General features: G+C 40.9%; 20 protein-coding genes. 19 read left to right on the top strand and 1 reads right to left on the bottom strand.

Translation table 11 applies throughout. From position 1 onward, the window contains the following. The first annotated feature begins 140 nt into the window (after positions 1-140). The 13 genes from csfB to rsmI all read left to right on the top strand — a co-directional run bounded on the left by csfB (position 141) and on the right by rsmI (position 9,409). The gene (csfB, locus tag BFW96_RS20740) at positions 141-335 is read left to right on the top strand and encodes an anti-sigma-G factor (protein ID WP_014662469.1); all 195 of its coding nucleotides are present in this window, start codon (positions 141-143) and stop codon (positions 333-335) included. A gap of 119 nt (positions 336-454) precedes the next feature. Continuing rightward, positions 455-1,069, top strand: coding sequence for a 5-bromo-4-chloroindolyl phosphate hydrolysis family protein (locus tag BFW96_RS20735; RefSeq protein WP_069840447.1), 615 nt, complete (start codon positions 455-457; stop codon positions 1,067-1,069). Positions 1,070-1,087: 18 nt separating this feature from the next. Further along, complete coding sequence (locus BFW96_RS20730; protein ID WP_069840446.1) at positions 1,088-2,248, top strand: toxic anion resistance protein; 1,161 nt, start codon at positions 1,088-1,090, stop codon at positions 2,246-2,248. 81 nt (positions 2,249-2,329) lie between these two features. Then, positions 2,330-3,772 (top strand): aminotransferase class I/II-fold pyridoxal phosphate-dependent enzyme, encoded by a 1,443-nt coding sequence (locus tag BFW96_RS20725; protein ID WP_069840445.1) that lies wholly within the window; start codon positions 2,330-2,332, stop codon positions 3,770-3,772. Continuing rightward, positions 3,769-4,407, top strand: coding sequence for a dTMP kinase (tmk, locus tag BFW96_RS20720; protein ID WP_014662473.1), 639 nt, complete (start codon positions 3,769-3,771; stop codon positions 4,405-4,407). The genes BFW96_RS20725 and tmk overlap by 4 nt, the downstream gene beginning before the upstream one ends. A gap of 73 nt (positions 4,408-4,480) precedes the next feature. Next, a complete protein-coding gene (gene darA, locus BFW96_RS20715) occupies positions 4,481-4,810 on the top strand; it encodes a cyclic di-AMP receptor DarA (RefSeq protein ID WP_003242755.1) in 330 nt (109 codons plus the stop codon). 12 nt (positions 4,811-4,822) lie between these two features. Beyond that, on the top strand, positions 4,823-5,263 hold the full coding sequence (locus BFW96_RS20710) for a YaaR family protein (protein WP_069840444.1): 441 nt from the start codon (positions 4,823-4,825) through the stop codon (positions 5,261-5,263). Between the two features lie 11 nt (positions 5,264-5,274). Then, a complete protein-coding gene (gene holB, locus BFW96_RS20705; protein WP_069840443.1) occupies positions 5,275-6,264 on the top strand; it encodes a DNA polymerase III subunit delta' in 990 nt (329 codons plus the stop codon). Between the two features lie 2 nt (positions 6,265-6,266). Beyond that, on the top strand, positions 6,267-7,094 hold the full coding sequence (gene ricT / locus BFW96_RS20700; protein ID WP_003226767.1) for a competence/sporulation regulator complex protein RicT: 828 nt from the start codon (positions 6,267-6,269) through the stop codon (positions 7,092-7,094). 14 nt (positions 7,095-7,108) lie between these two features. Beyond that, on the top strand, positions 7,109-7,468 hold the full coding sequence (gene yabA / locus BFW96_RS20695; protein WP_003218308.1) for a replication initiation-control protein YabA: 360 nt from the start codon (positions 7,109-7,111) through the stop codon (positions 7,466-7,468). A 58-nt stretch (positions 7,469-7,526) separates the two neighbouring features. Continuing rightward, entirely contained in the window at positions 7,527-8,270 is a 744-nt protein-coding gene (locus tag BFW96_RS20690; protein ID WP_069840442.1) for a tRNA1(Val) (adenine(37)-N6)-methyltransferase, read from the top strand. Then, positions 8,257-8,556, top strand: coding sequence for a GIY-YIG nuclease family protein (locus BFW96_RS20685; protein ID WP_014662477.1), 300 nt, complete (start codon positions 8,257-8,259; stop codon positions 8,554-8,556). The genes BFW96_RS20690 and BFW96_RS20685 overlap by 14 nt, the downstream gene beginning before the upstream one ends. Then, positions 8,531-9,409 carry a 16S rRNA (cytidine(1402)-2'-O)-methyltransferase gene (gene rsmI, locus BFW96_RS20680; RefSeq protein ID WP_014662478.1) on the top strand — a complete coding sequence of 293 codons (879 nt, stop codon included), beginning with the start codon at positions 8,531-8,533 and terminating at the stop codon, positions 9,407-9,409. The genes BFW96_RS20685 and rsmI overlap by 26 nt, the downstream gene beginning before the upstream one ends. A 48-nt stretch (positions 9,410-9,457) precedes the next feature. Here the strand turns inward: rsmI and abrB are convergent, their stop codons facing one another. Next, on the bottom strand, positions 9,458-9,748 hold the full coding sequence (abrB, locus tag BFW96_RS20675; protein ID WP_003226760.1) for a transition state genes transcriptional regulator AbrB: 291 nt from the start codon (positions 9,746-9,748) through the stop codon (positions 9,458-9,460). A 494-nt stretch (positions 9,749-10,242) separates the two neighbouring features. Here abrB and metG point away from each other — a divergent pair, with 494 nt between their 5' ends. The 6 genes from metG (at position 10,243) to prtG (ending at position 17,359) form a co-directional block, all read left to right on the top strand. Continuing rightward, the gene (gene metG / locus BFW96_RS20670) at positions 10,243-12,237 is read left to right on the top strand and encodes a methionine--tRNA ligase (RefSeq protein WP_069840441.1); all 1,995 of its coding nucleotides are present in this window, start codon (positions 10,243-10,245) and stop codon (positions 12,235-12,237) included. 78 nt (positions 12,238-12,315) lie between these two features. Continuing rightward, complete coding sequence (locus tag BFW96_RS20665) at positions 12,316-13,083, top strand: TatD family hydrolase (protein ID WP_014475570.1); 768 nt, start codon at positions 12,316-12,318, stop codon at positions 13,081-13,083. Between the two features lie 155 nt (positions 13,084-13,238). Then, positions 13,239-14,552 (top strand): ubiquitin-like domain-containing protein, encoded by a 1,314-nt coding sequence (locus tag BFW96_RS20660; protein ID WP_069840440.1) that lies wholly within the window; start codon positions 13,239-13,241, stop codon positions 14,550-14,552. Between the two features lie 143 nt (positions 14,553-14,695). After that, on the top strand, positions 14,696-15,256 hold the full coding sequence (gene rnmV, locus BFW96_RS20655) for a ribonuclease M5 (protein WP_069840439.1): 561 nt from the start codon (positions 14,696-14,698) through the stop codon (positions 15,254-15,256). Next, complete coding sequence (gene rsmA, locus BFW96_RS20650; protein ID WP_069840438.1) at positions 15,249-16,127, top strand: 16S rRNA (adenine(1518)-N(6)/adenine(1519)-N(6))-dimethyltransferase RsmA; 879 nt, start codon at positions 15,249-15,251, stop codon at positions 16,125-16,127. Before rnmV ends, rsmA begins: the two co-directional genes overlap by 8 nt. Before the next feature lie 359 nt (positions 16,128-16,486). Continuing rightward, positions 16,487-17,359, top strand: a complete 873-nt coding sequence (gene prtG, locus BFW96_RS20645) for a sporulation-specific protease PrtG (RefSeq protein ID WP_040081075.1) — start codon at positions 16,487-16,489, stop codon at positions 17,357-17,359. Positions 17,360-17,551: the final 192 nt, after the last annotated feature.

Genomic DNA, 17,551 nt, shown 5'->3' with positions numbered 1-17,551 from the left:
ACTCAAGATCGAGAAAAACAAACAAATACAAACACCGAGAGCTTATATAGCCCATATACTGATTCCAAGTTTCAAAAAGATCTAAATAGTGTATACAATAGCCGTTTTAAGGAGAGGCTAATTGTATGGAGGTGGAGAAGGTGGACGAAACAGCTAAACTTAATCATACATGTGTGATTTGTGATCAAGAGAAGAATAGAGGCATTCATCTTTATACGAAATTCATATGCTTAGATTGTGAGAGAAAAGTAATTTCTACATCAACTTCTGATCCTGAATATGCCTTTTACGTAAAAAAACTAAAGAGCATTCATACACCGCCATTATATTCATAGACCTGAAAAGGTCTTTTTTTGTACGCTTCATAATAAAAAGAAGATGAAACTTGTTTAAGAATTGAACGTAGTAGATAATAATATTAAAACTGAGTATAGACACAGGAGTCGATTATCTCATGCAGAGATTTTTTCACTTTTTGATGTGGAGTTTAACTAGCAGTGCGACTTTTGTTTTCATAGGGATATTGTGCTTTTTCGGTTTAAATCAGTCGCTTTTTTTATCTTTTGTTTATGGGCTTGCTTCAGGGGCAGTCGTATACACAGCCGGTATCTGGAATGCAAGACGGTTATTTCTTAAAAAGCATGAATTGACAGGAAGAGAGTATGCTTACATTAAGAAAAACCTAGAGGAAGCAAGGCGGAAAATCATACGTCTTAGAAAAGCATTGTTTCAGGCTAAAAGCATTCAAATGTTTAAGCAAAATGCGGAAATCCTTAGGCTTGTCAGAAGGATTTATTTGCTAACCAAAAAAGAGCCAAAGCGGTTTTATCAGGCAGAGCGATTTTTTTATCAAACTCTCGATTCGGTTGTTGAATTGACAGAGAAGTATGCTTTTCTATCATCTCACCCGAAAAAAAGCAAAGAATTGTTGATGTCGTTAAGTGAGACACGCATCACTCTTACTGAATTGACCAAGCGTTTAGAGGAAGATTTAACTCAAGTAATGGGTGATGAAATTGACGAGTTGCAATTTGAATTAGATGCAGCAAAACATTCATTAAAGAAATAATGGAAGAGGGTAAAAGCGATGAACCGAGATCAAAGCGACCTTCATATAGATGAATTATTGGCAGACCCTTTTGGTGGTGATATAGAGATATCAGGTTCGGAGGCTGTAAAAGCAGAGAAAGAGCAAGTACGGCTTGTTGATGTTCTTCCTGAGGAAAACAAGGAAAAAGCAATTCAGCTTGCTGGACAGATTGATCATAAAAATATGCAAAGCATTGTCTTATACGGTTCACAAGCTCAGTCTAAACTGCTGAACTTTTCTCATGATATGATTAACCATGTTCAAAAGAAGGATGTCGGAGAGATTGGCGAAATACTTGGAGAGCTGATGAAAAAGCTGGAGCAAGTAAATCCTGATGATCTTCAATCTAAGAAAAAGGGTTTTTTGGCACGCATGTTTGGAAGAGTATCAAATTCTCTTCAAGAGGTGCTGTCTAAATATCAAAAGACCAGCGTGCAGATAGACAGAATCAGCTTGAAGCTGGAGCACTCTAAAAATGCTTTAATCAGTGACAATAAGCTATTAGAGCAGTTGTATGTTAAAAATAAAGAGTATTTCGCAGCGCTGAATGTTTATATTGCTGCAGGAGAACTGAAGCTGGAGGAATTAAAAACAAAAACAATTCCTGAACTGAAGCAACAGGCTGAATCGAGTGATCATAACCAAATGGCCGTTCAAGAAGTAAATGATTTGATGCAATTTGCTGACCGATTAGATAAAAGAGTGCACGATTTGCTGCTGAGCAGGCAAATTACAATCCAAAGTGCTCCGCAAATCAGACTGATTCAAAATACAAACCAAGCGTTAGCTGAAAAGATCCAGTCATCCATTGTGACAGCGATTCCGCTTTGGAAAAATCAAGTTGCGATCGCACTGACACTTTTAAGGCAGCGGAATGCAGTGGATGCACAGCAGAAAGTATCGGATACAACCAATGAGCTTTTGCTGAAAAATGCGGAGCTTTTAAAAACCAATACAATTGAAACCGTACGGGCAAATGAACGAGGCCTAGTTGATATAGATACCTTAAAAAAGGTGCAGGAAAGCTTAATAAGCACGCTTGAAGAAACGCTGACTATACAAGAAGAAGGACGAATCAAACGCCGTCAGGCAGAAGAAGAGCTCATGATGATGGAAGGCGACCTAAAGCAAAAGCTGCTTACAATAAAGGAAAGGTAGTTACCAGTAAGTCTGGCTTTAAGTTCTGTCAGAGGCACGATATAATAAAGTGTAAGAAGACACATTCAAAGGATTGTTTTCATGAACACACCTTTATATAAAGCATTAATTCAACATGCGAGAAGAAATTCTCATTCATTTCATGTTCCGGGACATCACAATGGAGATGTCTTTTTTGATGACGCCAAGTCAATATTCGATCCTCTTCTCACCATTGATGTAACTGAACTGGCAGGGCTGGATGATCTCCATCATCCTTCCGGGGTAATTAAGGAAGCTCAGGAGCTTGTCAGTCAATTATATGGTTCGGCCGAAAGTTTTTTTCTGGTGAACGGTACGACTGTCGGAAACTTAGCGATGATTTTATCTGTTTGTGAACCTGGTGATACAATTTTGGTTCAAAGAAACTGTCATAAGTCTGTATTTCATGCTGTTGATTTGGCTGGTGCAGAGCCGGTTTATCTCGCACCTGACGTTGATCCAGCGATGCATGTGCCTATGCATGTTCCGCTTGGTACAATTAAAGAAGCCTTGGCAGCATATCCTGATGCGAAAGGCTTGGTACTGACCAATCCCACATATTATGGGCATAGTGCTGATTTGACCGAAATCATTACGGAGGCCCATCATTACGGGATTCCTGTTTTGGTGGACGAAGCACATGGCGCACATTTTATTTTAGGAGAGCCTTTTCCAGTCTCAGCTTTAAAAATGGGGGCAGATATTGTTGTTCAGTCGGCCCACAAAACGTTGCCTGCCATGACGATGGGCTCTTATTTGCACCTCAACAGCAGCTGCAGAGTTGACAGGGATCGGGTGGCAGAGTATTTAAACCGATTACAAAGCAGCAGCCCGTCTTATCCGATTATGGCTTCGTTAGACATTGCCCGTGCTTATGTACAGCATATTATAGAAGAACAAAAGCTTCCTGACATTTTGCAGCGAATACAAACACTTAAACAAACGTTTGATTCACTTACAAATGCAGAAGCTGTTAACCCTGCTAATACACAGGTTATAGCGGACCCGCTGAAGCTTACCATTCGTTCAAAACGCGGGCATTCTGGCTATACACTGCAAAGCATATTAGAGCGTGCTAACATATTCACTGAGCTTGCTGACGAAAATCAAGTACTGCTCGTTCTCCCACTGGGAGGAAAACGGAGAATAAACGCTGAAACCATTAGAAGCATTGATGAGGAGATTGAGAAAACGCCTCCGGATCAGCCTTTTGTGCCTGCAGAATGGGGAGCGCAGCCTGTTACTGTCTTGCCTTATCAAAAAAAGGTTTTATATTCGTTTAAGAATGAATATGTGGACTTTGGGGAAGCAGCAGGCCGGCTGAATGCAGAGGATATCATCCCTTATCCTCCGGGTATCCCGATGATTATGGCAGGAGAAAGAATAACAAAAGAAAGTGTGCAAAAGCTCAGCCGCTTGATCAGCATGAAAACGCATGTTCAAGGGAATATGAAAATCAAAGAGAAACAACTACTTGTTTATATAGAAGAGGAGAAATCATGAGCGGTTTATTTATTACATTCGAAGGTCCTGAAGGGGCGGGGAAAACAACTGTTCTCCAGGAAATCAAAAACATACTGTCAGCTGAAGGCCTTCAGGTTATGGCAACTCGAGAGCCGGGCGGAATAGATATTGCAGAACAAATTCGAGAGGTTATTCTGAATGAGCACAACACATTAATGGACCCAAAAACAGAAGCTCTCTTATATGCGGCTGCGAGACGCCAGCATTTAGTTGAAAAAGTAAAACCTGCTTTAGAAGAGGGGCATGTCGTTCTTTGCGACAGATTCATAGACAGTTCGCTTGCGTATCAAGGATATGCAAGAGGACTTGGAATCGATGAGGTTCTGTCCATTAATGAATTTGCCATTGGAGATATGATGCCCCATGTAACGGTTTATTTTTCAATTGATCCGGAAGAAGGACTGAAGCGTATTTATGCAAACGGCTCACGGGAGAAAAATAGGCTCGATTTAGAAAAACTGGACTTTCATACAAAGGTACAGGAAGGTTATCAAGAGCTGATGAAACGATTTCCGGAAAGATTCCATTCAGTTGATGCCGGGCAATCTAAAGACCTTGTCGTTCAGGATGTTCTAAAGGTGATCAATGAAGCATTGAAAAAAATTCAATTGTGACCTGTTTCCCAATAGTTGATATAATAATGTAAACGAGATCATGTTGTTTCCAATCTAAAGGAGGCCTTCACAGATGAAATTGATAGTGGCAGTTGTACAAGATCAGGACAGCAACAGACTTTTGAAAACCTTAACGGATCACAACTTCAGGGTCACAAAGCTTGCGACGACGGGAGGATTTCTTAAATCAGGCAATACAACGTTTATGATTGGTGTTGAGGATATACGCGTCAATAAAGCGTTGAGTCTTATTAAAGAAAACGGACAGAAACGTGACCAAATGATTGCCCCTGTATCTCCAATGGGCGGAAATGCTGATTCTTATGTCCCTTATCCAGTCGAAGTTGAAGTTGGCGGAGCGACAGTATTTGTCCTTCCAGTCGATGAATTTCATCAATTTTAAGGATTTGAAACTGTGAAAATTAATAAAGATATACGTACATTTATAGATAATAAGCAGCTTCCCTCTGTGAAAACATCTGAGATCACAGCATCATTTAAAACATCAATGGAAAACCAAAGCAGCAAATTGAAGCTTGATCAGCTTACCAGGCTGTTATCCGACATAGAGGCATTTGGAAAAAGGCTAACGAAATCGCGGAACTTTAAAGACTTAGCGAGATTTAAAGGACTTGTGAAACGTTTTGTCAAAGAAGCTGTGGACAGCGGCCTTTCACATGAAACGTCGAAAAGCTTTGATCTTTACGGGAACAGCAGAACGCTGGGACTTGTGAAAGAAATAGATGAAAAATTGATACAGCTTACAGAAGATATGATGGATCAGGAAAAACCGGCAATTGATTTGCTGGAGCGTATTGGCGAAATAAAAGGTTTATTGATTAACCTTTACACATAGAGAGTGATACAATGGCAATATCCTGGAAGGAAATGAACGAGCTTCAGCCCAGAGTGATGAAGCTTTTATATAATAGTATTGAGAAGGACAGATTATCACACGCTTATTTGTTTGAGGGGAAAAAAGGAACAGGCAAGCTTGATGCCGCGCTCCTTCTTGCAAAAAGCTTCTTTTGTTTGGAGGATGGCGCGGAGCCTTGTGAGAGCTGCCGAAACTGTAAACGGATAGAGTCGGGGAACCATCCCGATCTCCATCTTGTTCAGCCTGATGGCTTATCGATCAAAAAGGCGCAAATTCAAGCGTTGCAAGAAGAGTTTTCTAAGACTGGACTTGAATCGCATAAAAAGCTGTATATTATTTCGCACGCAGATCAAATGACAGCAAATGCGGCGAACAGCCTGCTGAAATTTTTAGAAGAACCGAATAAAGACACTATGGCCATCCTCATCACTGAGCAGCCCCAAAGGTTATTGGATACCATCATTTCAAGATGCCAAACCCTTCCCTTTCAGCCTTTGCAGCCACAAGCAATTGAAGACAGACTGATCGAACAGGACGTCTCGCCTCATATGGCAAGGCTTCTGGCCAACATGACCAATAATGTGGCAGAAGCAGTCGAATTAAGTCGAAATGATGAGTTTGCAGAGTCTAGAGCGAAAGTGATAAAATTGTATGAAGTCCTACACCAGCGGAAAGGACATGCTTTTTTCTTTATTCAAGATCAATGGATGCCCTTTTTCAAAGAAAAAACCCATCAAGAAATGGGTCTTGATATGCTCTTATTGATATATCGTGATGTGTTGTCCATCCAAATAGGAAATGAAGATAAATTGATTTATCAAGACTTATTCCAATCAATAAAACAGCATGCGCTACAATCAACACAACAAAGCGTTACGAATCAGATACTTGCTGTTTTAGAAGCAAAGAAACGGCTTCATTCCAATGTGAATGTACAAGGATTAATGGAGCACTTGGTGTTAATGTTGCAGGAGGGATAAGCTTGTACAATGTAATTGGTGTCCGCTTTAAGAAAGCGGGTAAAATATATTATTTTGATCCGAATGGATTTCATATAGAACATGACAGCTGCGTAATTGTAGAAACTGTCAGAGGCGTTGAGTACGGCCAGGTCGTGATTGCAAATAAACAGGTGGATGAGCATGATGTGGTGCTTCCCCTTCGAAAAGTGATACGTGTGGCTGACGAGCGCGATCTTCTCATTGTAGAAGAGAATAAACAAGAAGCACTATCAGCATTTGATATCTGCCAAAAGAAAGTGATTGAACACGGCTTGGATATGAAGCTGGTCGATGTTGAATTCACGTTTGATCGCAATAAAGTCATTTTTTACTTCACTGCTGACGGCCGAGTGGATTTTAGAGAGCTTGTAAAGGATTTGGCTTCTATCTTTAAGACAAGAATTGAGCTGCGCCAAATCGGAGTGAGGGATGAGGCGAAAATGCTCGGAGGAATCGGTCCTTGCGGAAGAATGCTTTGCTGTTCAACGTTTCTTGGAGATTTTGAACCCGTTTCCATTAAAATGGCCAAGGATCAGAACTTGTCTTTAAATCCTACGAAGATTTCAGGTCTTTGCGGACGTTTGATGTGCTGTTTAAAATATGAGAACGATGAGTATGAGACCGCAAAAGAACAGCTTCCGGATATTGGAGAAATGATTACGACAGCAAACGGTCCCGCGAAGGTCGTCGGACTAAATATTCTGGAACGGGTGCTTCAGGTGGAACTGATAAACCGTGAAAAAGTGATAGAATATACTTGGGAAGAGCTCTTGGAAGAGGGCGTCGTATCCGCACAAACCACAGATTAACGAGGTGTGGAACCTTGGATAAAAAAGAGTTATTTGATACAGTCATTAACTTAGAAGAACAAATTGGTTCACTGTACCGGCAGCTGGGGGATTTGAAGCAGCATATCGGTGAGATGATTGAGGAAAATCATCATTTACAGCTTGAAAACAAGCATTTGCGCAAACGGCTGGACGATACGACGCAGCAGATTGAAAAGTTCAAAGCTGATAAAAAAGAATCAAAAACACAAAAGACAGAGCAAACTGATATAGGGGAAGGATATGATAATCTGGCACGACTGTATCAAGAAGGATTTCATATCTGCAATGTCCACTATGGAAGTGTTCGAAAAGAAGATTGTCTTTTCTGTCTGTCATTCTTAAATAAAAAATAGGGAAAAGGCTTCCGCATAAGACGGGAGCCTTTTTCAAAGGTACTGAAAGGATAAGAAGATGGTTTCATTACGTGATGATGAAAGATTAGATTATTTGCTGGCAGAGGACATGAAAATCATACAAAGTCCAACGGTGTTTGCTTTTTCATTGGACGCTGTGCTTCTGTCCAAATTTGCGTACGTTCCGATACAAAAAGGAAAAATTGTTGATTTGTGCACCGGCAATGGCATTGTGCCGCTGCTGATCAGTACAAGATCAAAAGCAGACATTCTTGGAGTCGAAATTCAAGAAAGGCTGCATGATATGGCTATTCGCAGTGTGGAGTACAATAAGCTGCAGGGTCAGATTCAGATCATACATGATGATCTGAAAAACATGCCGGAGAAACTTGGACATAATCGATATGATGTTGTCACCTGCAACCCGCCGTATTTTAAAACGCCGAAACAAACTGAACAAAACATGAACGAGCATCTCCGAATTGCAAGACATGAAATTCACTGCACACTGGAGGATGTCATTTCAGTCAGCAGCAAGCTGCTCAAACAAGGAGGAAAAGCAGCGCTTGTTCACCGGCCGGGACGGCTTTTGGAGATTTTTGAACTGATGAAGGCTTATCAAATCGAGCCAAAGCGTGTGCAATTTGTCTATCCGAAGCAAGGGAAAGAAGCCAATACCATTTTGGTTGAAGGGATCAAAGGCGGGCGTCCAGATTTAAAAATTCTTCCTCCTTTGTTCGTTTATGATGAACAAAATGAATACACAAAAGAGATCAGGACCATTTTATATGGAGACAAATAATCATTTCTTCTACGTCGTGAAATGTAGGGACAATAGCTGGTATGCCGGGTATACCAACGATCTGCATAAACGGGTGAAAACACACAATGACGGAAAGGGCGCAAAGTATACAAAAGTAAGACGTCCGGTTGAATTGATTTTTGCTGAAGCTTTCGATACCAAACGAGAAGCTATGCAGGCTGAATATTATTTCAAAAAACTAACTCGAAAGAAAAAAGAGCTTTATATAGAAGAAAAGCGGAACAGCAAGGAGGCTGTATATGTTAAGGCGCCAAATGAGCTTTAATGGAAAGTCGGACATGGGAATTCTTTACTTGGTCCCAACCCCAATCGGAAATTTAGAGGATATGACATTCCGGGCGATCGATACGCTGAAATCAGTGGATGCGATTGCTGCGGAAGATACGAGGCAAACGAAAAAGCTTTGTCATGTATATGAAATTGAAACACCGCTGGTCAGCTATCATGAACACAATAAAGAAAGCAGCGGGCACAAAATTATTGAATGGCTGAAATCGGGAAAAAACATTGCTCTTGTCAGTGATGCCGGTCTGCCGACAATTTCTGATCCTGGAGCTGAAATCGTGAAAGATTTTACGGATATAGGCGGTTATGTTGTTCCGTTGCCGGGAGCTAACGCTGCATTAACAGCTCTTATTGCTTCAGGTATTGTACCGCAGCCTTTTTTCTTTTATGGTTTTCTCAACAGACAGAAAAAAGAAAAGAAGAAGGAGCTTGAAGCCCTTAAAAAACGGCGGGAAACGATCATTTTTTATGAAGCGCCTCACAGATTGAAGGAAACCTTGTCAGCGATGGCAGAGATATTAGGGGATCGAGAAATCGCTGTAACGCGTGAACTCACTAAAAAATATGAAGAGTTTATCCGAGGAACGATATCCGAGGTCATCGAATGGGCAAACGAGGATCAGATACGCGGCGAGTTTTGTCTTGTCGTAGAAGGAAGTAATAATGAAGAAGCAGATGAGGAAGAACAATGGTGGGAAACCCTCACTGCGAAAGAACATGTCGAGCATTACATCTCGAAAGGCGCTACTTCTAAAGAAGCCATTAAAAAAGCAGCAGTCGATCGCAATGTACCAAAGCGTGAAATGTACGATGCTTACCATATTAAGCAATAAAAAAACGTTCTTGTGTCATAACAAGAACGTTTTTTGTACAAGAAATGATTATTTAAGGTTTTGAAGCTGGTTTTGGATTTCGCTGATGATTTGCTCAGCGCCTTCTTTACTAAGAACCAATTTACCGCCTGCAAGTTTAAGGTTATCATCAGAAACTTCACCAGTTACTTGGCAAGTCATGTTTGGTTTATATTTTTTAAGGATGATTTTTTCATCATCAACATAAATTTCAAGAGCATCTTTTTCTGCGATTCCAAGAGTACGACGCAATTCGATAGGAATAACTACACGTCCTAATTCATCAACTTTACGTACAATACCAGTAGATTTCATAAACATTCTCCTCCCAAGAGATACTTATTTGTTTAAATTATATTTTTCTTCGTCATTATTCGACAAAATCCTTACCTTCATAGCATAACAAGGTTTCCAATAATCGTCAATCATTTTGTTTACTATTGATTGTAAGAATTAGTTCTTATAGTCAGTAATGTCTTGGAAACTACCGAAATAACAGCATTTTATAAATATTTAATAAAGCTATTATCCTACTAAAAATCCTTTTAAATCAAGACTTTCGAACCAAAGTTTTTTATTTCATTTGATTATATACGACAAAATTCGACACGAACAGACTTTTTTTATTTTCATTAAAGATTTTTAATTTTAATTATTCTTTTTCAGGGCATATGTATATATTCTTGATCTTAAAGGCTAAGATGGTATCATAGATAAAGGATAAATATAAATAATATTCATATATGATTTGCACTTATCGCCGCTCTCGTCCTTTGGGCGGGAGCTTTTTGACATTCTGATTAGGAGGTTTCAAGATGCCGCAAGAAAACAATACATTTTATATTACAACACCGATTTATTATCCGAGCGGAAAATTACATATCGGCCATGCATATACGACAGTCGCGGGAGATGCAATGGCACGCTACAAAAGATTAAAAGGGTTCGATGTTCGCTATTTAACGGGAACGGACGAGCATGGACAAAAGATTCAGCAAAAAGCTGAACAGGAAAACATTACACCTCAGGAGTATGTGGATCGTGCAGCGGCAGATATTCAAAAACTGTGGAAGCAGCTTGAAATCTCAAACGACGACTTCATCCGTACGACAGAAAAACGGCATAAAGTTGTCATTGAAAAGGTGTTTCAAAAGCTTCTTGATAATGGGGACATCTATCTTGATGAGTATGAAGGCTGGTACAGCATCCCTGATGAAACGTTCTACACGGAAACTCAGCTTGTTGATATCGAGCGGAATGAAAAGGGAGAGGTCATCGGCGGAAAAAGCCCTGACAGCGGTCACCCAGTTGAATTGATCAAAGAGGAGTCTTATTTCTTCCGTATGGGCAAATACGCGGATCGTCTTTTGAAATACTATGAAGAAAATCCGACCTTCATCCAGCCGGAATCACGCAAAAATGAAATGATTAATAACTTTATCAAGCCTGGACTCGAGGATTTGGCAGTATCACGTACCACTTTTGATTGGGGCGTAAAGGTGCCGGAAAACCCAAAGCACGTTGTATATGTTTGGATTGACGCACTATTTAACTATTTAACAGCACTAGGTTATGATACAGAAAATGATGAGCTTTATCAAAAATATTGGCCTGCCGATGTTCATTTAGTCGGTAAGGAGATTGTACGATTCCATACGATTTACTGGCCAATTATGCTGATGGCTCTGGATCTGCCTCTGCCAAAGCAAGTATTCGCTCATGGCTGGCTTTTGATGAAAGACGGAAAAATGTCGAAATCAAAAGGAAACGTTGTAGATCCGGTTACATTAATTGAACGCTATGGGTTAGACGAGCTTCGCTATTACCTGCTTCGCGAAGTGCCGTTCGGATCTGACGGTGTATTCACGCCGGAAGGATTTGTTGAGCGCATCAACTATGATCTAGCGAATGATTTAGGAAACCTATTGAATCGTACTGTTGCGATGATCAATAAGTATTTTGACGGACAGATCGGTTCTTACAAAGGTGCTGTTACGGAATTTGACCAAACGCTCACTTCGGTTGCTGAAGAAACAGTGAAAGCTTATGAGAAAGCAATGGAAAATATGGAGTTCTCGGTGGCACTTTCGACTTTATGGCAGCTCATCAGCCGCACTAATAAATACATTGATGAAACAGCTCCATGGGTGCTTGCAAAAGATCCGGCAAAAGAAGAAGAACTGCAATCCGTTATGTATCATCTAGCTGAATCATTGCGTATTTCAGCGGTACTGCTTCAGCCATTCTTAACAAAAACACCGGAAAAAATGTTCGAGCAGCTGGGCATTACTGATGAATCTTTAAAAGCTTGGGACAGCATTACAGCTTTCGGCCAGCTGAAAGATACAAAAGTACAAAAAGGCGAGCCGTTGTTCCCACGTTTAGAGGCAGAGGAAGAAATTGCTTATATCAAAGGGAAAATGCAAGGTTCGGCACCAGCGAAAGAAGAAACAAAAGAAGAAGAGCCGCAAGAGGTCGATCGTTTACCTGAAATTATGATTGATCAATTCATGGATGTAGAGCTTCGCGTAGCTGAGGTCATTGAGGCAGAGCCAGTAAAAAAAGCAGACAGGTTATTGAAGCTGCAGCTGGATCTTGGTTTTGAAAAGCGCCAAGTGGTATCCGGAATAGCGAAGCATTATACGCCTGAAGAGCTTGTTGGAAAGAAACTCGTTTGTGTAACAAATCTAAAACCGGTTAAACTGAGAGGCGAGCTTTCTCAAGGTATGATCCTTGCAGGGGAAGCAGACGGCGTCTTAAAAGTCGTATCTATCGATCAGTCGTTACCAAAAGGCACAAGAATTAAATAATGATAAACAAAAGGTGTTTCACGTGTAACAATTCGTCGAACACCTTTTGTGTTTCGACAAGAAAGGAGTTTTTCACTTATGTTGTTTGACACACATGCGCATTTAAATGCGGAACAATATGATACTGATCTGGAAGAGGTTATTGAACGGGCAAAAGCTGAAAAAGTTGAACGAATTGTCGTAGTTGGTTTTGACCGTCCAACCATTACCCGTGCGATGGAAATGATTGAGGAATATGATTTTATTTATGCAGCTATCGGGTGGCATCCTGTTGACGCGATTGACATGACAGAGGAAGATTTAGCTTGGATTAAAGAGCTTTCTGCTCATGAGAAAGTGGTAGCGATAGGTGAAATGGGACTTGATTATCACTGGGATAAATCACCTAAAGACATTCAAAAAGAGGTGTTTAGAAAACAAATTGCCTTAGCGAAAGAGGTCAATCTGCCTATTATCATTCATAACCGTGATGCAACGGAGGATGTCGTGACTATTCTGAAAGAGGAAGGCGCAGAAGCTGTGGGCGGAATCATGCACTGCTTTACAGGAAGTGCGGAAGTGGCAAGAGAATGCATGAAAATGAATTTTTATTTATCATTTGGAGGGCCGGTGACATTCAAAAACGCGAAGAAACCGAAGGAAGTAGTGAAGGAAATTCCGAATGACCGGTTGCTGATTGAAACGGACTGCCCGTTTCTCACGCCTCACCCTTTCCGCGGGAAAAGAAATGAACCGAGCTATGTGAAATATGTGGCAGAACAAATCGCAGAATTAAAAGAAATGACCTTTGAGGAGATTGCCTCAATCACGACTGAAAATGCGAAAAGACTTTTCCGTATAAACTGACAAAAAACGCTAGCGGGTTTTGTAAGAGCTTGTCCCTTACAGCGTTTTTCTATAAAAGTTCTACATGCTTTCTTCTCCTCATAGGATAGGTTTGTCGACAAGTCTTTCTTCCGTTTCTCAGTGTATTTCAGGATAATGAAGAAGACACTGAGCTTTTGGGAGAAAGAGAAGGGAGGGTTGACAGCCTTTTAGATACTCTATATAATCTCTCCGAGGAGAAGGAGGCGTTTTTCATCACACAAAAAATGAAAAAGCTGTTTTCCGTAAAGCTTAGCAAAAGCAAAGTCATTCTGGTTGCTGCTTGTTTGCTTTTGGCAGGAAGCGGGACTGCGTACGCGGCTCATGAGCTGACGAAACAATCAGTCTCAGTTTCTATCAATGGCAAAAAGAAACATATACGCACACATGCAAGTACAGTCGGTGATCTTTTGGAGACGCTTGATATCAAAACAAGAGACGAAGACAAGATCACACCTGCTAAACAGACAAAGATAACAGCAGATATGGACGTTGTGTATGAGGCTGCAAAACCTGTGAAGCTTACAATAAACGGGGAAGAAAAGACATTATGGTCAACAGCAAAAACGGTCGGTGCATTACTGGACGAACAAGATGTTGATGTGAAAGAACAAGATCAAGTTGATCCCGCAATAGATACAGATATTTCGAAAGACATGAAGATTAACATAGAGCCCGCATTTCAGGTTATTGTGAATGATGCAGGAAAACAAAAGAAGATCTGGACGACTTCGACTACGGTCGCTGACTTTTTAAAACAGCAAAAGATGCACATAAAAGACGAAGATAAAATCAAGCCTGCGTTAGATGCAAAGCTGACGAAAGGAAAGGCTGATATTACAATTACTCGTATCGAAAAGGTCACCGATGTAGTTGAAGAGAAGATTGCGTTCGATGTGAAAAAGCAAGAAGACGCTTCTCTTGAAAAAGGGGAAGAAAAGGTCGTCCAAAAAGGAAAAGAAGGCAAGCTTAAGAAACATTTCGAGGTCGTTAAAGAAAACGGCAAAGAAGTGTCCAGAGAGCTTGTAAAAGAAGAAACAGCTGAACAAAGCAAAGATAAAGTGATTGCTGTCGGCACAAAGCAGAGCAGTCCAAAAGTTGAAAAGGTCAGCGCTTCAGGTGATTCAAAAACAGTTGTGTCCCGCAGCAATGAATCATCAGGAAAAGTCATGACTGTATCTTCTACGGCTTATACGGCAAGCTGCAGCGGCTGTTCAGGACATACAGCGACAGGCGTCAATTTAAAAAATAATCCGAATGCCAAAGTCATCGCTGTGGATCCCAATGTCATTCCGCTAGGCTCCAAAGTCCACGTGGAAGGCTATGGATATGCCATTGCTGCAGATACTGGTTCAGCGATTAAAGGGAACAAAATAGACGTCTTTTTCCCAGAGAAATCATCGGCGTACCGATGGGGAAATAAAACAGTCAAAATTAAAGTCTTAAATTAATATATACTTATGATTCAGAGGGTTTTGCGCCCTCTGTTTTTTTCGTTATAATAGACAAAGTGTATTTTATGCTTATTAGACGCTCGACATAAGAAAAAGTTTCATAAATATACAAAAGTTTTTATTTTGTCTTGGAGGAAATAATGAAAATAAAAGAGATCATTGTGGTCGAGGGGCGTGACGATACGGCCCGCATCAAATTGGCTGTTGATGCAGACACAATTGAAACAAATGGTTCAGCTATCGACGATCATGTGATTGACCAAATCCGTTTGGCTCAGAAGACCAGAGGCGTGATTATTTTAACGGATCCGGACTTTCCGGGAGAGAAGATCCGCAAAACCATTTCAGAGGCTGTACCCGGCTGTAAGCATGCATTTTTGCCAAAGCACCTTGCCAAACCTAAAAACAAGCGGGGAATTGGTGTGGAGCATGCATCGGTTGAAAGCATTAGGGCATGTTTAGAAAATGTCCATGAGGAGATGGAAGCGCAGCCGAGTGAGATTTTGGCTGAGGATTTGATTCATGCCGGACTAATAGGCGGATCTGCGGCCAAACGCCGCCGCGAACGACTGGGTGATCTGTTGAAAATCGGCTATACAAATGGCAAACAACTTCAAAAACGGCTGCAAATGTTTCAAATTAAAAAAAGTGATTTTATGAGTGCGCTCGATACCGTTATGCGGGAGGAACAGAATGAATAAAGATATTGCGACACCGATTAGAACGAAAGAGATATTGAAGAAATACGGTTTTTCTTTTAAAAAGAGCTTAGGACAGAATTTCTTAATTGATACGAACATTTTAAACCGAATTGTGGATCACGCAGAAGTGACGGAGAAAACAGGTGTCATTGAAATCGGCCCAGGAATCGGTGCTTTAACCGAACAGCTTGCCAAGCGGGCGAAAAAAGTCGTGGCATTTGAGATTGACCAGCGTTTACTGCCGATTCTGAAGGACACGCTGTTACCTTACGACAATGTCACTGTCATTCATCAGGACGTGTTAAAGGCTGATGTCAAATCGGTCATTGAAGAACAATTTCAAGACTGCGATGAGATCATGGTAGTAGCCAACCTTCCTTATTACGTAACAACACCGATTATCATGAAACTGCTTGAAGAGCATCTTCCGCTGAAAGGGATTGTGGTCATGCTGCAAAAAGAAGTGGCTGAGCGCATGGCGGCTGATCCTTCATCTAAGGAATACGGCTCGCTTTCAATCGCGGTGCAGTTTTATACAGAAGCCAAAACGGTGATGATCGTTCCGAAAACCGTATTTGTCCCTCAGCCTAATGTCGATTCCGCAGTCATCCGTCTGATTCTCCGAGACGGCCCGGCAGTGGACGTAGAAAACGAATCCTTTTTCTTTCAGCTCATCAAGGCAAGCTTTGCACAGCGTCGTAAAACGCTGCTCAATAACTTAGTTAACAATCTGCCTGAAGGAAAAGCACAAAAATCAACGATTGAGCAAGTGCTTAAAGAAACAAATATTGACGGCAAACGCCGAGGTGAATCCCTGTCTATCGAGGAGTTCGCAGCGCTGTCTAACGGATTGTATAAAGCCCTTTTCTAAAAGGGCTTTCAGCGTATCGACAAACCCTCGCATTCGTTGTCAAGACTGCGCTTCAATGCTCACGAATTATAACATTCGCTGCGCTCCGATGCTCGCCTTTCCTAGACTTCAAGGGTTTTCAATCACGCTGAAAGGAGAAAAAACGCTAAAGAGAAACCGTTTTAGCGTTTTTTCAACAATAGGAAAGCCCTTTTCTAAAAGGGCTTTTTGTTTTGCGCACCACATGGACTGCCGCTACATAGGCTAGAGAAGGACCTTTCATTCAATGATAAGAAAAAACTTGGACTCAGCGAAAAAAGGCGCTTTCTCAAGGCTCTTTCTTTCATGATGAGGCTTAGTCTATGTGTGGAGTGAGGAACGTGCAATTTCAAATAGGGGATATGGTAGCCAGAAAATCCTATCAAATGGATGTTTTGTTTCGAATTATAGGAATAGAGCAAACAAGCAAAGGAAATTCAATTGCCATTTTGCATGGAGATGAAGTCAGGCTGATTGCTGATTCGGATTTTTCTGATCTGGTGGCAGTGAAAAAGGATGAGCAGATGATGCGGAAAAAGAAAGATGAGAGCAGGATGAATGAGTCGCTCGAATTGCTCCGCCAGGATTATAAGCTGCTCAGAGAAAAGCAGGAGTACTTTGCGACAAGCCAATATCAGCATCAGGAGCATTATTTCCATATGCCTGGCAAAGTGCTTCATCTGGATGGTGACGAAGCATATCTGAAAAAATGCCTGAATGTCTATAAAAAAATTGGAGTGCCGGTCTATGGCATCCATTGCCACGAAAAGAAAATGTCTGCTTCTATTGAAGAATTGCTCGACAAATATCGACCAGATATCCTGGTGATCACAGGGCATGATGCGTATTCGAAGCAAAAGGGCGGCATTGATGATTTGAACGCGTACAGACATTCTAAGCACTTTGTTGAAACCGTTCATAAAGCCCGAAAAAAGATCCCTCACTTAGATCAGCTTGTTATTTTTGCGGGGGCTTGCCAATCCCATTTTGAATCACTCATCAGAGCGGGTGCAAATTTTGCGAGTTCACCATCAAGAGTAAATATTCATGCGCTTGATCCGGTATATATCGTCGCGAAGATCAGCTTTACACCGTTTATGGAACGGATCAATGTATGGGAAGTGCTCCGTAATACGCTGACAAGAGAGAAAGGGCTTGGAGGTATTGAAACAAGAGGAGTACTGAGAATTGGTATGCCTTATAAGTCCAATTAACAGTTGAAAACCTGCATAGTAGATCTATGCGGGTTTTTTATTTTGCATAATGATACATAATTTACCGAAACTTGCGGAACATAATTGAGGAATCATAGAATTTTGTCAAAATAATTTTATTGACAACGTCTTATTAACGTTGATATAATTTAAATTTTATTTGACAAAAATGGGCTCGTGTTGTACAATAAA

Origin of the sequence: Bacillus sp. F56, from assembly GCF_001748205.1 — a bacterium.
GTDB classification, from domain to species: Bacteria; Bacillota; Bacilli; order Bacillales; family Bacillaceae; genus Bacillus; species Bacillus stercoris.
This window is presented reverse-complemented; position numbering and strand designations above follow the sequence as displayed.